Here is a 17296-nt window from a genome sequence, read left to right as displayed (position 1 = left end):
TCACAGCTCGGCCAGCGGGACGGGCGCGGCGTCCGGCGGCCCGGACAGCAGCCGCTGCACGAGGTGGACGACGTGGTCGGTGGTGATCCCGGGGACCAGCTCGAACGGGGTCGCGACCACCTCGAAGTCGAGCTCCGCGACGACGGCGAGCATCTCCCGGAGCTCCCCGTGCGAGAGCGGGATCTGGGCGTGGAACGCCTTGTGCGCGCTCAACGCGACCGGGTCGCCGTCGGGGGAGAGGTCGACCTTCAGGGAGTCGCCGCAGAAGAGGATCCCGCGGCGGGAGTCGTGCAGCACCGAGTGCCCGGGGAAGTGGCCGCCGGTGCGGTGCAGCGTGAGGCCGGGCGCGAGCTGCAGGACGTCGTCGGCCGGCCAGGTGACCCGGAAGGCCTTGGTCCAGACCAGGTCGTGCACGTTGACGCAGACGACCCGCGGCTCGAGCTCCTGCTGCAGCTGCCACAGCGCGCCGTAGCCGTGCACGTGGGACGACGCCAGGACGGGGAACCCGCCCTTCTCCCCGGCCATGCGGCGCAGCTCGGCGAGCATGTCGGCGGTGTACCAGGGCGCGCACTCGAAGCCGACCAGGCCGATGTCGGTCTCGATCACCCAGCCGCGGCTGTCCAGCCCGAAGCGCGGCTCGGTGCCGAACTCGGTGACGCCGTCGACCGGCGCCGGCCGCCAGAAGCCGGTGACCAGCTCGTCGGCCTGCTTGTCGGTCACGAACTCGAAGCCGTGCTCGGGCAGCGCGTTGCGGACGTCGGCGCAGACCGGGCACACGGCCGGCCCGGGCGCCGGCCAGCGCTGCCAGTGCCCGCAGTTGGTGCAGGCGTAGGCGGGCAGGTCGGGCAGCAGGCCGCGGTAGGGGTTGGTGTCCACCTGGCTGGAGACGTGCCGCGCGCCAGTGCCGTCGGCGGCGGGGTCGGTGGCCCGGTCGATGGCGCCGGGGACGTCGGGCGAGCTCACGGTTTCCCTCCGGAGAGAGCGGTGAGGAGCAGGCGGTGCAGGGCGAGGTCGCGGGCGGGGTCGTACGGCCACCGCGCGCGGCCCGCGACCGCGTCGGTGAAGGCGGCGAACTGCGCGGTGAACGGGTCGCCGGACGGCGGGGTGTCGGCGAACGGCACGTCCACCGGTCCGGGGCGGTACAGCGTGAGCGAGCCTCCCGCCGTCTGGCCCATCGTGTCGACGGCGACCGCCGCGCCGCGGGTGCCGACCACCTCGAGCCGGCGGCGGGGGAGCGCGTCGGGGGTGTTGAACGCGACGTGCAGGCCGACCAGCACGCCGCCGTCGGTGGTCCCGGTGAGCAGCGCGCCGTCGTCGACGCCGTAGTCGTGCACCCGGGTCTGCACCAGCGCCGACAGCGACGTGACGTCCTGGCCGAGCAGCGTGCCGACCAGGTCGAGGCCGTGGGGGGCGAGGTCGATCGCGGCGCCGCCGCCGGCGCGGGCCGGGTCGACCCGCCAGTTGTCGTGCGGGCGGCCGTCGGGCGTCCAGTCCCCGGGCAGCCAGCAGCAGTAGACGATCCGCACCGCGGTGACCGTGCCGAGCTCGGGCACCAGCTCGCGCAGCCGCACGTGCGCGGGGTGCCAGCGCTGGTCGTAGGCGGTGCCGAGCAGCACGCCGGCCCGCGCGCACGCGTCGACCAGCGCCTGCGCGTCGCGGACGTCGGCGGCCAGCGGCTTCTCGCACAGCACGGCCTTGCCGGCCGCGGCCGCCGCCTCGACCAGCGCCCGGTGCCCGGCGTTGGGGACGGCGACGTAGACCGCGTCCAGGCCCGGGGTGGCGAGGAACTCCGCGAGGTCGGTGGTCCGCCGGGCGCCCTCCACCGGCATCCGGTCCATCGCGGCGGGGTCGAGGTCGTGCAGCGCCACCACCCGGGCGCCGTCGACGGCGAGCAGGCCGGGCAGCGCGTGGTCGCGGGCCACCCAGCCGCACCCGGCGACGCCCCACCCGACGCTCACGCCGTCCCCCGGCCGCGGGGCGGGCCGGGCGCTCACCACGCCTCCGGCAGGTCCACCAGCAGCCGGCGGCGGGCGGCGTCGGCGGGCAGCGGGTCGGGCCAGCGCGGCGGCAGGTAGCCCGAGCGGGGCCCGTACTCGACGGCGTAGCGCTCGTTCGGCCAGGTCAGCAGGCCGTCGCGGTAGAGCGGGTTGGGCGCCAGCGGCGGCAGCGGCTCGCCGAGGTCGGCCGGTGCGGAGGACAGCGGGTCCCCGGCCACCAGCGCCACCGCCTCGCTGGCGCGCAGGTCCGCGGGCGGCGCCGGCCGCGGCGGGCGGCCCTCGAGCAGCGAGCGGGTCAGCTCGTCGTCGTCGTAGAGCAGGTCGGTGGCGAGCACCCGCGCGTAGCCCTCCGGCGGCAGCGGCTCCCCGTGCGGGTCGGCGACGTGCGCGTGCCCGACGACGACGGTGCCGCCGTCCCCGGCCAGCGCGCGCATCGCCGCGGCCGCGGCCGGCTTGTCGCGGAGGAAGTAGAAGGCGTCGTGGCACATGACGTACGCGGGGGTGCCGACGGCCAGCGACGGCGCGGCGGTGAGGTCGGCGCACACGTAGCGCGCCGACGGGCAGACGAACCGCCGCGCCAGCCACAGCTTGGCCCACACGACGTCGACGCCGAGCAGGTCCCGCACCCCGCGGCGGGCCAGCTCGCGCAGGTGCGCGCCGATCCCGCAGGCGACGTCGACCACCGGCCGGTCCCCGGGCCAGTGCGCCTGCAGCAGCGCCAGCCCGGCCAGGTGGGTCGGGTCCGACCAGCGGTGCGCGAAGTAGTCGGCGACCCGGCCCATGCCGAGCAGGGCCATCGCCTCGCGCAGCGTGCGCGCGAAGGGCACCAGCGCCAGCTGCTCCGGCGGGGGCGGCGGCGCGGTCCACCAGTCGTCGGCGTCCGCGAGCAGCAGCACCCGCGCCCGGTCGGTCTCCCCGGCGGCCACCAGCCCGGCGACCTCCGCGCGCAGGTCGTCCCGGCCCGCGCGGGCGAACGGGATCCCGTCGACGACGGGAGCATCGACCGCGAGAGTCACAGCCCGGCCGCCGCCAGGACGTCGAGGTGGTAGGCCTGCACCGGCCCGGCGTGCACGAGCTCGAGGTCGTCCAGCGCCTGCGCGGCCGTGAACGCCGCCGCCCGGGCGTGGTGGTGCACCTGCAGCACCCGGTCGAGGACGTCGGCGGCGTGGAAGGCCCGCGCCTCGGGCACGTCGGCGCCCGGCCGCAGCGCCAGCACCCCGCGCACCCGGTCCGCCAGCGCGTCTGGCAGCGCGCCCAGCTCGCGCTCCTCGAGCGTGGCCACGACCCGCTCCAGCGCGTCGCCGAGCAGCACCTCGCCGGCGAACCCGGCGTCGGGCAGGACGACGTTGTGCAGGTGGTGGGCCAGGCCCAGCAGGAACGGCGCGACCGGGTCGGCGCCGACCACCGGCGCCACCAGCACCCCGTAGACGGCGACGGTCAGGCAGTGGTCGCCGTGGCTCTCCGGCGGCTCCACCACGATCCGCGGCCTGCTGGGCGCGGTCGCGCCCGCGCGCGGCTGGGCGTTGAGCGTCCCGGCCAGCGCGGGCGTCGCCGTCGGCGCCGGCAGCGGGCCGAGCGCGGCGCGCAGCCGGTCCCGCAGCCCGGCGTCGAGCGGGCCGGCCACCTCGTCGAAGCCGCGGCGCAGCACCGCGAGCGCCTCGTCGTCGGAGAGCCCGGCGGCGGTCAGCACGCCCGCGTCGATGCCGGCCAGCCGGGCGCGGGCGACCGCGGCCGCCGTCTCCGACTCCGCGACGTCGGCGACGTCCTCACCCGCCACCAGCCGCGCCCACGCCCGGGCGAAGGCCTGCTCGGCGAGCGAGCCGGGCGTGCCGGCGACGCGCACCCGCTTGGCGTCGCCGATCTCGGCCAGCAGCGGCCCCAGGCCGGCCAGCGCGGTGAGCGTCGCGGGGGTGTCGAGCGCGGTCACCGGGAGGTGGCGCCGGCGGCCAGCCAGTCGAGCAGCGTCGCCTCCTGAGTGTGGAACGCGTGCTCGGGGACGCTGCCGTCGGCGGTCATCGGGGCCTTGAAGAACCAGCCCAGCTGCCGCTGGATGCCGCCCTCGCCGCGCTGCTGCGCGAGGTCGGTGAGCCGGGCGAGCTCGATGGCCAGCGGGGCGGCGAGGATCGAGTCGCGGCACTGGAAGTCGACCTTGACCTGCATGCGCTGCCCGAGGAAGCCGACCAGGTCGATGGCGTCCCAGGCCTCCTTCTGGTCCCCGCGCGGCCGGTAGTAGTCGATCCGGACGACGTGGTCCTCGACCGGGTAGCCGAGGATCGAGTCCAGCACGCTGCCCTTGGTCTGCAGCTTGCTGCTGAGCGAGTCGGGGTCGTCGAGGGCCAGGCCGTCGCGGTTGCCGAGGATGTTGGTGGAGTACCAGCCCTCGACGGTGAGCGAGCGGGCGCGGAACGCCGGCGCGAGGACGGTCTTCACCATCGTCTGGCCGGTCTTGCCGTCCTTGCCGGCGACCGGGACGCCGCGGGCCTCGGCCAGGGCGACCAGCGCCGGGACGTCGGCGGCCAGCGACGGCGTGAAGTTGACGTAGCCGACGCCCTCGGCGATCGCGGCGTAGGCGTAGACCATCGCCGGGGTGATCGCCCGGTCGTCGGCGTCCAGCCCGGCCTCGAACGCCTCGACCGTCTGCAGCGCGGGCGCCGTCGGGTCGGGCCAGCGCTCGGTCGAGGCGAGGTTGACCAGCACCAGGCCGTCGAGGGACTCCTCCTCGCGGAACCGCCGCAGGTCGGCGCGGACCGCGTCGACCTGGTCGCGGCGGGTCTGGGCGAGCACCACGTTGCCGCCGGTGACGTTGCGGCAGAAGTCGGCGTCGCCGGCCGCGGGCCACGGGGTCCGCGCCGACAGGGCCGGCCCGACCTGCTCCAGCTGCCGGGAGTCGAGGACCGCGTGCTGCTCGGCGGCCTTGCGCAGGTCCGAGCCGTCGAGGTCCCAGCCGCGGACGACGAGGGCGTCGTAGCCGACCAGGCCCGTCGTCTCCTCGACCGGGCCGCCGGCCACCTCCAGCCCGGCGAGCGGCAGCCCGTCGGTGCCCGCGGCCCCGATCCGGAGCAGCTCCAGCCCGGCGACGGCGGTCGTGGCGACCGCCCCTCCGAGTCCGACCACAGCGACGCCGACGCGACGGGACCCTTGCGACACCACGACCTCCGCGACTCCTGTCGGTGGACCCGCTCCACCTGAGGCCGACCCTGGCACAGCGGTTGTGCCCTCGCTTGGTGAGAACGAGATTCTCGTGTTCGACCTGGTTGCGCACGGCGTGTCCTGGACGCGGGGACCACGATGGGGGTCAGGACCCGAGCCCGGAGGTGCCGCCGTGACCGTGCCGTACGCCGACGAACCCCGCGCCGCGATGGTCGTCCCGCGCTTCGCCGTCCGTCAGCGGATCACCGTGATGGTCAACCGCTACGAGGTCCGCGCCGTCGGGCCGGACGGCACCGAGGGCGAGCTGCTGGCCATGGCGCAGCAGAAGCGGCTCAAGCTCAAGGAGGAGGTGGTCTTCACCGCCGACGAGGAGCGCACCCGGCCGGTCTTCTCCTTCCGCGCCCGCCAGCGCCTCGACGTGCACGCCGAGCACGACGTCCTCGACGAGCAGGGCCGCCCGCTCGGCACGTTCAGCAAGCGGTTCGGCGCCAGCCTGCTGCGCTCGACCTGGGACCTGTCTGTGCCGGGACTGACCGCCGTCGGCCGGGAGCGGCGGCCGGTGATCGCCGTGCTGCGGCGGGTGTGGGAGCTCATCCCCTGGCTCGGCGACGTCTGGGTGCCGTTCGTCTTCCACTTCGACTTCGTCGACACCGCCACCGGCCGGCCGGTGCTGGTCGTCGAGCGGCGGAAGTCGATCCGCGACCGCTACGACGTCACCGTCCCCGACCCCCGGCTGGACTTCCGCGTCGCCGCCGCCATGGCCGTGGCCCTCGACGCGCTGCAGTCGCGATGACCGATCCCCTCGACGACATCTGCGACGACTTCTGCGACGACTTCGACGGCGACGACCTCGACCGCGACGTCTGGGTCCCGCACTACCTGCCGCAGTGGAGCTCCCGCGCGGCGACGGCGGCCTGCTACGAGGTCCGCGACTCCTGCCTGCGGCTGCACCTGCCCGACCACACCCCGCTGTGGTGCCCCGACGACCACCCGCCGCTGCGGGTCTCGGGCATCCAGTCCGGCGTCTTCTCCGGGCCGGTCGGCAGCACGGTCGGGCAGCAGCCGGTGCGGCCCGGAGCGGTCGTCCGCGAGGAGCAGCCGGCGCACTGGGGCTGGACGCCGCGGTACGGGCGGCTGGAGATGCGCGCCCGCGCCACCGTGACGCCGCGGTCGATGGTCGCCTGGTGGCTGGTCGGGCTGGAGGACGTGCCCGAACGCTCGGGCGAGCTGTGCGTGGTGGAGGTGTTCGGCGACGCCGTCGACCCGGTCGAGGGCGCCGCCGTCGGGATGGGCACCCACCCGTTCCGCGACCCGCGGCTGGCCGAGGACTTCGCCGCGCCCCGACCCGGCATCGACGTCGCCGACTGGCACACCTACGCCGTCGACTGGCGGCCCGACGGCGCGGCGTTCTCCGTGGACGGGCGGGTGGTGCGCGAGGTCGCGGTGACCCCGGACTACCCGCTGCAGTCGATGGTCGCCGTCTTCGACTTCCCGGAGAAGGCGGTGCCGGGGGAGCCCTACGTCGTCCCCGAGCTCGTCGTCGACCGGTTCCGGGGGAGCCGGGAAACCGGGTGACCGCGCCCGGTCGCGCCGCTACCGTCGCCCGCCGTGTCCAGCCGCACCTACCGCGTCGTCGTGCGCGGCGTCTTCGACGGTCTCGACGACGGCCGCCGTGCCTGGCTGCGCGAGCGCGCCGCCGGGCACGACCTGTTCGTCTCCGCCTTCACCGAGGAGGGGACGACGACCTACGACGACCGCCTCGCCGCCTTCAGCCACCGCGTCGTCGTGCGGGTCGAGCCCGGTCCCGGCGAGGAGGCCGAGGCGTGCACGGCCGGGGAGCTCTCGGCGCTGCGGTGGCTCGAGGACGCGGGCCTGGGCTGGCGGCGGCTGCGCTCGACGGCCACCTGCACCGACGACGTGCGGATCCGCCGCCGCTGACTCAGGCCGGCAGCGGGAAGACCAGCAGCGAGCTCGACGCCGTCGCGACCACCTTGCCGGCGGCGTCGGTGACCTGCCCCTCGGCGAAGGCGACCCGCCGGCCGGGCTTGACCACCGTGCCGACGGCGGTCAGCGGCCCGCTGGCCTGGGTGACCGCCCGCAGGTAGGTCACCTTCAGCTCGATCGAGGTGTAGCCGACGCCGTGCGGCAGCGTGGTGTGCACCGCGCAGCCGGCGACGGAGTCCAGCAGCGTGCAGACCAGCCCGCCGTGCACGACGCCGATCGGGTTGTAGACCGACTCGTCGACGGCGCAGGCGAACTCGACCCGGCCCTCCTCGACGGCAACCAGGTCCATCTGCAGCAGCTGGGCGATCGGGGGCGGCGGCAGCACACCGTCGCGCACCGCCTCCAGCGTCTCCAGCCCCGAGCGCTCCCGGCCGCCGGCCGCGGTGACCAGCGGGTCGAACCAGGTGACCGTCCGGGAGCGCGGCTCACCCCACCCGGCCGGTGCGCCGGTGGCCGGGTCGGTCCCGGTGCGGGCCTCAGTGCTCATGCGTCTCGTCCGCCGGCAGCCCGGACAGCGCGCGGCCGGCCGGTGTCAGCACCCGCTCGACCCGCGAGGCGTTGACCGGCTCGCCGCAGGTGCGGCACACCCACTCGGCGTCGACGGTGTGCTCCTCGTGCCCGGCCGGTGCGTGGGTCAGCCGCACCGGCGGCTCCTCGGCGGCCCAGCGGTCGCCCCACTGCAGCAGCGCCTGCAGCACCGGCAGCAGGTCGCGGCCGGAGGCGGTGAGGTGGTAGCCCGACCGGGGCGGCGAGTCGCTGTACCGCCGGCGCTCGAGCACGCCGGCGGCGACCAGCGCGTTGAGCCGCGCCGTCAACCGGTCCCGGGGCGCCCCCGTGCCGCGGGCGATGTCACTGAAGCGGTGGTTGCCCAGCGAGACCTCCCGGACCACCAGCAGCGACCACCGCTCGCCGACCAGTTCCAGGGCGGCGGCGATGGTGCACGGGCGGCCGGGCAGGTCCGCGAGGTCGTAGAGCGCGGTCACGCCGTCAGTTTGCACCTCGAACCGACCCGGCGCCACCGTCCGGCCCCGGGAACCCCGACGGGCGGGGACCCGTGAGGGGTCCCCGCCCGTCGGCGGTCGTCAGGGTGCCGGGTTCAGCTCTTGGGACGCGCGCCGGCGCGCAGGGCGCCCAGCAGGTCGTGGTTGAGCCGGGAGATGTTCTCCATCGAGATGCCCTTGGGGCAGCTCGCCGAGCACTCGCCGATGTTGGTGCAGCCGCCGAAGCCCTCGAGGTCCTGCTGGTGGACCATGTTGATCACCCGGTCGTTCCGCTCGGGCTGACCCTGCGGCAGCAGCCCCAGGTGCGTGACCTTCGAGGCCGTGAACAGCATCGACGAGGCGTTCGGGCAGGCCGCCACGCAGGCGCCGCAGCCGATGCAGGTGGCGGCGTCGAAGGCGGCGTCGGAGTCCTTCTTGGCGACCAGGATCGAGTGCGCCTCGGGGGCGGTGCCGGTCGGGGCGCTGATGTAGCCGCCCGACTGGATGATCCGGTCGAACGCCGACCGGTCGACGGCGAGGTCCTTGATGACCGGGAACGCCGTCGCCCGCCACGGCTCGACGTCGATCGTGTCGCCGTCCTTGAACGACCGCATGTGCAGCTGGCAGGTGGTGGTCTGCGGGTGGTTCTCGAACAGGCCGTTGCCGTGCGCGCGGCCGTTGATCATGACGCCGCACGACCCGCAGATGCCCTCGCGGCAGTCGTGGTCGAAGGAGACCGGGTCCTCGCCGTTCAGGATGAGCTGCTCGTTGAGGACGTCGAGCATCTCGAGGAACGACATGTCCGGGGAGACGTCGGTGACCTCGTAGGTCACCATCTGCCCCTTCTCCGCCGCACTCCGCTGACGCCAGACACGCAGCTTGAGGTTCATTACTTGTAGCTCCGCTGGGCGAGGTGGACGTACTCGAACTCGAGGTCCTCCTTGTGGAGGACCGGCGGGACGCCCTCGGGCGTCCACTCCCAGGCCGCGACGTAGGCGAAGTTCTCGTCGTCGCGCAGGGCCTCCCCGTCGGGGGTCTGGCTCTCGGCCCGGAAGTGACCACCGCAGCTCTCGTTGCGGTGCAGTGCGTCGACGCACATCAGCTCGGCGAGCTCGATGAAGTCGGCGACGCGGCCGGCGTGCTCCAGGCTCTGGTTGAAGCGCCCGGCCTCGCCGGGGACCTTCACGTTGGTCCAGAACTCCTGCCGGATCTCGGGGATCCGGTCGAGCGCCTTGCGCAGGCTCTCCTCCGACCGCTCCATGCCGCACAGGTCGAACATCAGCCGGCCGAGCTCGCGGTGGAAGGAGGCGGTGGTCCGGTTGCCGTTGATCGACAGCAGCTTCTCGGTCTGCGCGCGGACGCCCTCGAGCGCCTCGACCGCGGCCGGGTGCTGCGGGTCGACCTTGTCGAACGGGCCGGAGGCCAGGTAGTCGTTGATCGTGTTCGGCAGCACGAAGTAGCCGTCGGCCAGGCCCTGCATGAGGGCGCTGGCGCCGAGCCGGTTCGCGCCGTGGTCGGAGAAGTTGGCCTCACCGATCACGAACAGGCCGGGGACGTTCGACTGCAGGTCGTAGTCGACCCACAGACCGCCCATCGTGTAGTGCACGGCCGGGTAGATCCGCATGGGGACCTCGTAGGGGTCCTCACCCGTGATCTGGGCGTACATGTCGAAGAGGTTGCCGTACTTGGCCTCGATGGCCGGCCGGCCCAGCCGCTGCATGGCCTCGGCGAAGTCGAGGTACACGCCCAGGCCGTTGGGGCCGACGCCGCGGCCCTCGTCGCAGACGTTCTTGGCCTGCCGCGACGCGATGTCGCGGGGGACCAGGTTGCCGAACGAGGGGTAGATCCGCTCGAGGTAGTAGTCGCGCTCGTCCTCGGGGATCTGCCGCGGGTCGCGGGTGTCGCCGCGCTCCTTGGGCACCCACACGCGGCCGTCGTTGCGCAGCGACTCGCTCATCAGCGTGAGCTTCGACTGGTACTCGCCGTGCACCGGGATGCAGGTCGGGTGGATCTGCGTGTAGCAGGGGTTGGCGAACAGCGCGCCCCGCTTGTGCGCCCGCCAGATCGCCGTGGCGTTGGAACCCTTGGCGTTCGTGGACAGGTAGAAGACGTTGCTGTAGCCACCGGTGGCGAGCACGACGGCGTCGGCGAAGTGCGTGCTGATCTCGCCGGTGATCAGGTCGCGGGCCACGATGCCGCGGGCCCGGCCGTCGACGACGATCAGGTCGAGCATCTCGGTGCGCGGGAACTGCTCGACGGTGCCGGCCGCCATCTGCCGCTCGAGGGCCTGGTAGGCGCCGTACAGCAGCTGCTGGCCCGTCTGGCCGCGGGCGTAGAACGTCCGCGACACCTGGGTGCCGCCGAAGGAGCGGTTGTCGAGCAGGCCGCCGTACTCGCGGGCGAAGGGCACGCCCTGCGCCACGCACTGGTCGATGATGTTGACGCTGACCTCGGCCAGCCGGTGCACGTTGTCCTCGCGGGCGCGGAAGTCGCCGCCCTTGACCGTGTCGTAGAACAGCCGGTGCACCGAGTCGCCGTCGTTGCGGTAGTTCTTGGCGGCGTTGATGCCGCCCTGCGCGGCGACGCTGTGCGCGCGGCGCGGGCTGTCCTGGTACCAGAACGACTTCACCTTGTAGCCGGCCTCGCCGAGCGTGGCGGCGGCCGAGCCGCCGGCCAGGCCGGTGCCGACGACGATGACGGTCAGCTTGCGGCGGTTGGCCGGGTTGACCAGCTTCGCCCGGAAGCGGCGCTCGCTCCAGCGCTCGCCGATCGGGACGTCCCGAGGGGCCTTGGTGTCGGCGATCGGGTCGCCGACGGTGAACAGGTCGAGGGCCATGGGGAGTGCTCCTACTCGATGATGCCGACGAGGACGCTGAGCGGCGGGATCAGGAACCCGGCGGTCAGGACGACGGCGAAGACGGTGGCGAACGCGTTGACCGTCCGCTCGCGCGTCCTGTTGCTCTGGCCCAGCGTCTGGGTGGCACTCCAGATGCCGTGCCGCAGGTGGAATCCCAGAGCCAGCAGCGCGACGACGTAGACCAGGGTGACGAACGGGTTGGAGAACCCGGCGATCGCGCGGTCGTAGGGCGTGGAGTCGTGGCCCTCGGGGTTCGCGACCCCGAGCGTGAGGTCGAGGATGTGGTAGACGATGAACAGCGCCAGGATCACGCCGCCCCAGCGCATGGTGCGCGAGGCGTAGCTCTGGGCCACCGCCTTGCGGGCCACGTACTGGGTGGGCCGGGCGCGCTTGGCCTGCCGCCACAGGGAGATCGCGGCCCAGATGTGTGCGACCACGGCCGCCAGCAGGACGACGCGGATGATCCACAGCACCGTCTGGCCCGGGACGGCCGGCTCGCCGATGCGGCGGATCCACTCCGAGTAGCCGTTGAAGGTCTCCGCGCCGGCGAAGAGCTTGAGGTTCCCCACCATGTGGGCGACCAGGTACAGGACCAGGATGATCCCGCTGACCGCCATCACGGCCTTCTTCGCGACCGAGCTGGTCTTCGCGACCTTCGGGGTCCTGCGCTGGCCCGAGTTCGTCACCGTCACCACGGCACCAAAGTTAGGCTCCATGCCCCGGTGTCGGCCATGTGAACACGACGTGACTCACCTCTCGTAAGGGAACCCTCAGCGCTGGTCAGGACGTTGGTGTCGGCCTGCCGGGGCGTGGGAGCGTGTCGGCACACCCACCCCGATCGGAGGAGGACGCGTGGCAGGACCGACCAGGGGCTTCCTCGGCCGCAGCCGGCGCGAACGCGACCCGCGGCTGCCCCCCGGCCAGTACGACGTCGGCCGCGACTGGCCCGTGCTGACCGCCGAGCCCACCCCGCGCATCGCGCCGGAGACCTGGAGCATCACCGTCGACGGCCGGGTGGAGAACCCGACCACCTGGACCTGGGACGACGTCCACCGGCTCCCGGCCTCGGACTACCGCGGCGACATCCACTGCGTCACCACGTGGTCCAAGTTCGACACGCACTTCGCCGGCGTCAGCGTGGACACCCTGCTGGAGGCCGCCCGTCCCACCGCCGACGCGCACTTCGTGATCGCGACGTCCAAGACCGGCTACACCACCAACCTGCCCCTCGAGGACGTCACCGGCGGCAGGGCGTGGATCGTCTGGGAGTTCGACGGGAAGCCGCTGCCGATCGAGCACGGCGGCCCGGTGCGGCTGCTCGTGCCGCACCTCTACTTCTGGAAGAGCGCCAAGTGGGTCACCCGGCTGACCCTCCTGCAGCGCGACCAGCAGGGGTTCTGGGAGCAGAACGGCTACCACGACCGCGGCGACCCGTGGCGCGAGCAGCGGTACCAGGGTGACTGAGGGAGGACCTCGTCCCGAGGCCGACGGGCAACCTGCAGCGGGGCCGACCGATCCCCCGCCCCGCCTGCGGCGGCGGGCACCGGCCGGGGGCTGGCGCACGGCGACCGTCCGCGAGGTCGACCGCCCCACCCCGCGCACCGTCCGGCTGCGGCTGGAGGTGCCCGACCGCGTCGACCACCTGGCCGGGCAGCACTACGTCGTCCGGCTCACCGCCGAGGACGGCTACCGGGCCCAGCGGTCCTACTCGCTGGCGTCGGCGCCGGGGGACCCGCTGCTCGAGCTGCTGGTCGAGCGGCTCGACGACGGCGAGGTGTCCACCTACCTCGCCGACGTCGTCGAGGTCGGTGACGAGCTGGAGGTCCGCGGGCCGATCGGCGGCTGGTTCGTCTGGGAGGGCGACGGGCCGGCGCTGCTCGTGGGCGGGGGCACCGGCGTCGTCCCGTTCGTGTCGATGCTGCGCACCGCGCGCGAGCTGGGCCGCGAGGACCTGCTGCGGGTCGCCGTCTCCACCCGCACGCTGGCCGAGCTGCCGTACGCCGACGAGCTGCGGGCGGCCGGGGCGCTGGTGGTCACCACCCGGGAGCCGTCGGGGATCCGCCCCGCCGGCCGGCTGACCGCCGCGGACCTCGTGCCGCTGTGGGAGCCGGGCCAGACCGCCTACGTCTGCGGGTCCACGCCGTTCGCCGAGGCGGCCGGCCGGCTGCTGGTCGGCCTGGGCGTGCCGGAGCCGGACGTGCGGGTGGAGCGCTTCGGCCCCAGCGGCTCGTCGGGCTGAGGTCCCGCGGGCTCAGCGGCGGGAGCGCAGCCAGGAGCCCAGGGCCACGCCGGCCAGCGCCCAGAACGCGCCGGCGCCCACGCCGGCGAGCACGATCCAGAACGGGACGCGCATCTCGTCCTCGTCGGAGCGCCGGGTCGGGACGGGGCCGGGAGCGTCGGTCATGACGCCGAGCCTGGCCCCGCGGGTGCACCGGGGTCCAGGGGCCGGGCGGTCCGTGACGTGCGTCGCGGACGAGAATCGGGGCATGCCGAGCGCCGTGCCGTCTGCCGTGGCCACCGCCGTCGAGGACGTCGACCCGCAGCTGCGCGAGGCCCTGCTGGCCTGCTGGACCGACGTCTCCAACGCCGGCGGCGCGGTCGGCTTCGTCCCCCCGGTCAGCCGGGACGACGTCGCCCCCGTGCTCGACTCCCTGCTCGAGCGGGTGGCGCAGGGCCGCGAGCGGGTGGTGGTGCTGCGCGCGGACGGCGAGCTCGCCGGCTGGGCGGTGCTGTCGCTGTCGGTCAGCCCGCTGCGCCGGCACTGGGCCACCGTGCTGCGGGTGCAGGTCCACCCGGCCCGGCAGGGGCAGGGGCTGGGCCGGGCGCTCATGAGCGGGGTGCACGACGCCGCCCGCGACCTCGGGCTGGAGATGCTGCACCTCACCGTGCGCGGCGGCTACGGCATCGAGGGCTTCTACCAGGGGCTCGGCTACCGCGAGTTCGGCCGGATGCCCGGCGCGATCCGGCTCGCCCCCGGCGACGACCGCGAGGAGATCCACCTCTACGTGGAGCTGTGACCCGCCGCGGGGTCGGCGCCGTCGACGGTGCCGCGGGTCGACAGCACCGCCAGGCGGGCGAACAGCTCCTCGGCGTACCAGCGCTCCTGCGCCGTCCGCCGGACCACCGCGGCGTGCTCGGGGCGGTCGTAGGCGAAGGCGTTCAGCGCCGCCGCGGAGTCCCAGACGCTGAAGGTGCCCTGCAGGCCCAGCGGCGCCTCGCCGATGCCGACGGCCATGCGCAGCCCCGGCGCCCGGTGCAGGTCCGCCGACACCGGCGGCACCGCGGACCAGAACCGGGCCGCCCGGCGCAGCACCAGCCGCGCCCGGGTCACCGCGGCCACCGGCCCGTCCCAGCGCTGCGGCCGCGGCCGGCCGAACGGCTCGCGGCCCGACCACAGCCCGCGCGCCGCCAGCGGGCGCAGCCGCGCCGACCACTCCTCCTCGGCGATCCGCCGCCAGCTCGCGGCGACGGGGGAGTCGTCGAGGGCGTCCGCGGCGGCGTCGTCGTCCCAGACCGCCAGCAGGCCCCAGCGGCGGGGGTCGGCGTCGCGGGCGGTGAACGTCCGCCCGTCGCCGGTGCCCAGCAGCTTGGCGAACCGCAGCCCCGGCAGGCGCGCGAGCGCCGGGCGGACGGAGGCCATCCGCAGCACCGCCCGCGGCACGGCGCGGCCGGGGACACCCCACAGGTGCAGGGTCACCGGTCCGGGCTCGGATGGACGCACGCGGCCGAGGGTAGGTGCGCACGGTGACCGACCAGCGGCGGATCCAGCTCGGCGACACCGACGCGCCCGCGGAGGACGAGGTCGTCCAGGCCTTCGACCGGGTGGTCAGCCAGGGCGCGCAGCGGCTGCACCGCACCTGGCGGGAGGTGCTCACCACCGGGCTCGCCGGCGGCCTGGAGGTCGCGATCGGCGTCCTCGCGCTGCTCGCGGTCTACGCGGAGACCGGCAGCCACCTGCTGGCCGGGCTGGCGTTCTCGATCGGGTTCATCGCCCTCCTGCTGGCCCGCAGCGAGCTGTTCACCGAGGGCTTCCTGCTGCCGGTGACCGCCGTCGTCGCCGGCCGGGCGAGCTGGTCGCAGCTGGGGAAGCTGTGGGCCGGGACGCTGGTGGGCAACCTCGTCGGCGGGTGGCTGGCGATGTGGGTGGTGGTGCACGGCTTCCCGCAGCTGGGGCCCACCGTCGTCGAGTCGGCGCGGCACTTCGTCGAGTCCCCGCTGGACCTGCGCGCGGTGTGCCTGGCCTTCCTCGGCGGCGTCGGCATCACGCTCATGACCCGCATGCAGAACGGCACCTCCGCCGACGGCGCCAAGATCGTCGCCGCGGTCGCCGGCGCGTTCGTCCTGGCCGGGCTGCAGCTGTTCCACTCGATCCTGGACTCGCTGCTGGCCTTCGGCGCGATCCACACCGGCACCGCGCCGTTCGGCTACGGCGAATGGCTGGCCTGGTTCTGGTACGTCACGTTGCTCAACATGGCCGGCGGGCTGATCGTGGTCACCCTCCTGCGGCTGGTGCGCAGCAAGGAGCTGATCCAGCGGGAACGCGCCGCGGCCGCCCGGGACTAGCCTGCCGGGCTCCCCGGCCTCCGGTCGCCACACTGTCCGCGTGATCGAGGTCGACGGGCTGACCAAGCACTACCGGACGCGGGTCGCGGTCGACGACGTCGGCTTCACCGTGCACCCGGGCCGGGTGACCGGCTTCCTCGGCCCGAACGGCTCGGGCAAGACGACGACGATGCGCTGCGTGCTCGGCCTGACCCGGCCCACCGCCGGGACGGCGACGGTGCTCGGCGTGCCCTACCGCGACCTCGACGTGCCCATGCGGCGGGTCGGCGCGCTGGTGGACCCGCGGGCGCGCCATCCCGGCCGCACCGCGTACGCGCACCTGCTCGCGCTGGCGCAGGGCAACGGCCTGCCCGCCTCCCGGGTGGACGACGTCGTCGAGCTGGTCGGCCTCGGCGCGGTGGCGCACGAGCGGGTGCGCGGCTTCTCGCTGGGGATGGGCCAGCGCCTCGGCATCGCCGCGGCGCTGCTGGGCGACCCCGAGGTGCTGCTGCTCGACGAGCCGGTCAACGGCCTGGACCCGGAGGGCATCCGCTGGGTGCGCGGCCTGCTGCGCGACCTCGCCGACGAGGGCCGCACGGTGCTGGTGTCCAGCCACCTGATGAGCGAGATGGAGGACACCGCCGACCACCTGGTCGTGCTCGGCCGCGGCCGGCTGCTCGCCGACGTCCCGATGGCCGACCTCCTCGGCCGGCACGCCGCGGTGCGCGTGCGCAGCCCGCAGGCGCCGCTGCTGGCCGCCGCGCTGCGCCGGGCCGGGGCCGGGGTGGCGCTGGAGACCGACGGCGCGCTGCGGGTGGAGGGCCTCGCCCCGGCCGCGGTGGGCGACGTCGCCTTCGCCGCGCGGGTGCCGGTGCACGAGCTGACCCCGGTGGTCGCCTCGCTGGAGGCGGCCTACCTGGAGCTGACCGGCGAGGACGTCGAGTACCGGGCGGGTGCGGCGTGAGGGTCGGCCTGACGGCGGTGCTGCGCGCCGAGTGGACCAAGCTGCGGACGCTGCGCTCCACCTGGTGGTGCAGCGCCGTCTACCTGCTCGTCGTCGGCGCGTTCGGGTGGCTGGCCGCGGCCACCACGCCGACGGCGCCGGACCCGGACGCCGCGGTCGGCGTCGCGCTGATCGGGTTCGCCTTCGGCCAGGTGGTGCTCGTCGTCCTCGGGGTGCTCGCGGTCACCGCCGACCTGGGCAGCGGGATGGCGCTGTCCTCGCTGGTCGCCGTGCCGCGCCGCACCCGGCTGCTGGTGGCCAAGACGGCCGTCGTCGCGGCGTGGGCGGCGCTGCTCACCGCGCTGCTGGTGGCCGCGTGCGCCCTGGCCGCGCGGACGCTGGTCGCGGTGCCCGGCGGCGTGCCCCTCGACGACCCGGACGTGCTGCGGTCGGCCGGCCTGCAGGTGGCCGGCGCGGTGCTGGTGACGGTGCTCGCCGCCGGGCTCGGGGCGGTGCTGCGCTCGACCGCCGGCGCGCTCGGGCTGGGCGTCGCGCTGGTGTTCGTCGCCCCGCCCGCGCTGGCGCTGGCCGGCGGGCGGACCGCCGAGCTGCTGTCGCAGGCGCTGCCGGCGCTGCGGGTGGGCGGGGAGCCCTTCCTCGCCGTCCCGACGAGCTGGCAGGTGGGCCTGGCGGTGTCGGCGGCGTGGGCGGTCGCCGCCTGGGTGCTGGGCGCGGGCGTGGTCGAGCGCCGCGACGCCTAGCGCCGCGCGGTCTGGCGCCCGAGCCGGCCACCCGGCAGCATCCCGGCAGCCGCGCGACCCCG

The 17296-nt window shown here is 74.9% G+C and carries 21 protein-coding genes; 9 read left to right on the top strand and 12 right to left on the bottom strand.

The window, feature by feature from the left end; translation table 11 throughout:
- The 5 genes from ACI8AB_RS14150 to ACI8AB_RS14130 are packed head-to-tail and all read right to left on the bottom strand — an operon-like array spanning position 1 to position 5111.
- Positions 1-963 carry an MBL fold metallo-hydrolase gene (locus ACI8AB_RS14150; RefSeq protein WP_456950619.1) on the bottom strand — a complete coding sequence of 321 codons (963 nt, stop codon included), beginning with the start codon at positions 961-963 and terminating at the stop codon, positions 1-3.
- The gene (locus tag ACI8AB_RS14145; protein ID WP_456950618.1) at positions 960-1994 is read right to left on the bottom strand and encodes a Gfo/Idh/MocA family protein; all 1035 of its coding nucleotides are present in this window, start codon (positions 1992-1994) and stop codon (positions 960-962) included. The genes ACI8AB_RS14150 and ACI8AB_RS14145 overlap by 4 nt, the downstream gene beginning before the upstream one ends.
- Entirely contained in the window at positions 1991-3013 is a 1023-nt protein-coding gene (locus tag ACI8AB_RS14140; RefSeq protein WP_456950617.1) for a methyltransferase domain-containing protein, read from the bottom strand. The genes ACI8AB_RS14145 and ACI8AB_RS14140 overlap by 4 nt, the downstream gene beginning before the upstream one ends.
- Positions 3010-3924 (bottom strand): hypothetical protein, encoded by a 915-nt coding sequence (locus tag ACI8AB_RS14135; RefSeq protein ID WP_456950616.1) that lies wholly within the window; start codon positions 3922-3924, stop codon positions 3010-3012. The genes ACI8AB_RS14140 and ACI8AB_RS14135 overlap by 4 nt, the downstream gene beginning before the upstream one ends.
- Complete coding sequence (locus tag ACI8AB_RS14130; protein WP_387986387.1) at positions 3921-5111, bottom strand: inositol-3-phosphate synthase; 1191 nt, start codon at positions 5109-5111, stop codon at positions 3921-3923. The genes ACI8AB_RS14135 and ACI8AB_RS14130 overlap by 4 nt, the downstream gene beginning before the upstream one ends.
- 208 nt (positions 5112-5319) lie before the next feature.
- Between ACI8AB_RS14130 and ACI8AB_RS14125 the strand changes: the two genes are divergently transcribed.
- From ACI8AB_RS14125 to ACI8AB_RS14115, 3 genes are read left to right on the top strand one after another with little or no spacing between them, the layout of a single operon-like run.
- Entirely contained in the window at positions 5320-5940 is a 621-nt protein-coding gene (locus tag ACI8AB_RS14125; RefSeq protein ID WP_456950615.1) for a hypothetical protein, read from the top strand.
- Complete coding sequence (locus ACI8AB_RS14120) at positions 5937-6722, top strand: glycoside hydrolase family 16 protein (RefSeq protein ID WP_456950614.1); 786 nt, start codon at positions 5937-5939, stop codon at positions 6720-6722. Before ACI8AB_RS14125 ends, ACI8AB_RS14120 begins: the two co-directional genes overlap by 4 nt.
- Positions 6723-6755: 33 nt before the next feature.
- Positions 6756-7085, top strand: a complete 330-nt coding sequence (locus tag ACI8AB_RS14115; RefSeq protein ID WP_387986381.1) for a DUF6204 family protein — start codon at positions 6756-6758, stop codon at positions 7083-7085.
- A gap of 1 nt (position 7086) precedes the next feature.
- On the opposite strand, the gene ACI8AB_RS14110 is transcribed toward ACI8AB_RS14115, so the two are convergent.
- The 5 genes from ACI8AB_RS14110 to ACI8AB_RS14090 all read right to left on the bottom strand — a co-directional run bounded on the left by ACI8AB_RS14110 (position 7087) and on the right by ACI8AB_RS14090 (position 11683).
- Complete coding sequence (locus tag ACI8AB_RS14110; RefSeq protein WP_456950613.1) at positions 7087-7638, bottom strand: PaaI family thioesterase; 552 nt, start codon at positions 7636-7638, stop codon at positions 7087-7089.
- Entirely contained in the window at positions 7628-8134 is a 507-nt protein-coding gene (locus ACI8AB_RS14105; RefSeq protein WP_456950612.1) for a winged helix-turn-helix transcriptional regulator, read from the bottom strand. Before ACI8AB_RS14105 ends, ACI8AB_RS14110 begins: the two co-directional genes overlap by 11 nt.
- A 113-nt stretch (positions 8135-8247) precedes the next feature.
- Positions 8248-9021, bottom strand: a complete 774-nt coding sequence (locus tag ACI8AB_RS14100; protein ID WP_456950611.1) for a succinate dehydrogenase/fumarate reductase iron-sulfur subunit — start codon at positions 9019-9021, stop codon at positions 8248-8250.
- On the bottom strand, positions 9021-10967 hold the full coding sequence (locus ACI8AB_RS14095; RefSeq protein WP_387986370.1) for a fumarate reductase/succinate dehydrogenase flavoprotein subunit: 1947 nt from the start codon (positions 10965-10967) through the stop codon (positions 9021-9023). The genes ACI8AB_RS14100 and ACI8AB_RS14095 overlap by 1 nt, the downstream gene beginning before the upstream one ends.
- Positions 10968-10978: 11 nt before the next feature.
- Positions 10979-11683: a succinate dehydrogenase cytochrome b subunit gene (locus ACI8AB_RS14090; protein ID WP_456950610.1), complete on the bottom strand. Its 705-nt coding sequence runs from the start codon at positions 11681-11683 to the stop codon at positions 10979-10981.
- Positions 11684-11840: 157 nt separating this feature from the next.
- Between ACI8AB_RS14090 and ACI8AB_RS14085 the strand changes: the two genes are divergently transcribed.
- Together ACI8AB_RS14085 and ACI8AB_RS14080 are read left to right on the top strand one after the other, a co-directional pair.
- Complete coding sequence (locus tag ACI8AB_RS14085; RefSeq protein ID WP_456950609.1) at positions 11841-12452, top strand: sulfite oxidase-like oxidoreductase; 612 nt, start codon at positions 11841-11843, stop codon at positions 12450-12452.
- On the top strand, positions 12445-13227 hold the full coding sequence (locus ACI8AB_RS14080) for an FAD-binding oxidoreductase (RefSeq protein ID WP_456950608.1): 783 nt from the start codon (positions 12445-12447) through the stop codon (positions 13225-13227). The genes ACI8AB_RS14085 and ACI8AB_RS14080 overlap by 8 nt, the downstream gene beginning before the upstream one ends.
- Positions 13228-13239: 12 nt before the next feature.
- Here the strand turns inward: ACI8AB_RS14080 and ACI8AB_RS14075 are convergent, their stop codons facing one another.
- Positions 13240-13392 carry a hypothetical protein gene (locus ACI8AB_RS14075; RefSeq protein ID WP_456902291.1) on the bottom strand — a complete coding sequence of 51 codons (153 nt, stop codon included), beginning with the start codon at positions 13390-13392 and terminating at the stop codon, positions 13240-13242.
- An 82-nt stretch (positions 13393-13474) separates the two neighbouring features.
- On the opposite strand from ACI8AB_RS14075, the gene ACI8AB_RS14070 reads away from it, so the two are divergent.
- On the top strand, positions 13475-14005 hold the full coding sequence (locus ACI8AB_RS14070; RefSeq protein ID WP_387986356.1) for a GNAT family N-acetyltransferase: 531 nt from the start codon (positions 13475-13477) through the stop codon (positions 14003-14005).
- Here ACI8AB_RS14070 and ACI8AB_RS14065 read toward each other — a convergent pair.
- On the bottom strand, positions 13990-14709 hold the full coding sequence (locus ACI8AB_RS14065; protein WP_387986353.1) for a monooxygenase: 720 nt from the start codon (positions 14707-14709) through the stop codon (positions 13990-13992). The two genes, ACI8AB_RS14070 and ACI8AB_RS14065, sit on opposite strands and share 16 nt — an antisense overlap.
- A 23-nt stretch (positions 14710-14732) precedes the next feature.
- Between ACI8AB_RS14065 and ACI8AB_RS14060 the strand changes: the two genes are divergently transcribed.
- The 3 genes from ACI8AB_RS14060 to ACI8AB_RS14050 are packed head-to-tail and all read left to right on the top strand — an operon-like array spanning position 14733 to position 17234.
- A complete protein-coding gene (locus ACI8AB_RS14060; RefSeq protein ID WP_387986351.1) occupies positions 14733-15551 on the top strand; it encodes a formate/nitrite transporter family protein in 819 nt (272 codons plus the stop codon).
- Positions 15552-15591: 40 nt separating this feature from the next.
- Positions 15592-16494 (top strand): ATP-binding cassette domain-containing protein, encoded by a 903-nt coding sequence (locus ACI8AB_RS14055; protein ID WP_456902292.1) that lies wholly within the window; start codon positions 15592-15594, stop codon positions 16492-16494.
- Positions 16491-17234 (top strand): ABC transporter permease, encoded by a 744-nt coding sequence (locus ACI8AB_RS14050; protein ID WP_456950607.1) that lies wholly within the window; start codon positions 16491-16493, stop codon positions 17232-17234. Before ACI8AB_RS14055 ends, ACI8AB_RS14050 begins: the two co-directional genes overlap by 4 nt.
- Positions 17235-17296 lie beyond the last annotated feature (62 nt).

The organism is Geodermatophilus sp. SYSU D00698, from assembly GCF_054050335.1.
This window is presented reverse-complemented; position numbering and strand designations above follow the sequence as displayed.

Excerpts from the sequence above, each read along its gene's own strand:
- ACI8AB_RS14120 (WP_456950614.1), top strand. The coding sequence starts at position 5,937 with ATGACCGATCCCCTCGACGACATCTGCGACGACTTCTGCGACGACTTC.
- ACI8AB_RS14110 (WP_456950613.1), bottom strand. The coding sequence starts at position 7,638 with ATGAGCACTGAGGCCCGCACCGGGACCGACCCGGCCACCGGCGCACCG.
- ACI8AB_RS14100 (WP_456950611.1), bottom strand. The coding sequence starts at position 9,021 with ATGAACCTCAAGCTGCGTGTCTGGCGTCAGCGGAGTGCGGCGGAGAAG.
- ACI8AB_RS14095 (WP_387986370.1), bottom strand. The coding sequence starts at position 10,967 with ATGGCCCTCGACCTGTTCACCGTCGGCGACCCGATCGCCGACACCAAG.
- ACI8AB_RS14075 (WP_456902291.1), bottom strand. The coding sequence starts at position 13,392 with ATGACCGACGCTCCCGGCCCCGTCCCGACCCGGCGCTCCGACGAGGAC.
- ACI8AB_RS14070 (WP_387986356.1), top strand. The coding sequence starts at position 13,475 with ATGCCGAGCGCCGTGCCGTCTGCCGTGGCCACCGCCGTCGAGGACGTC.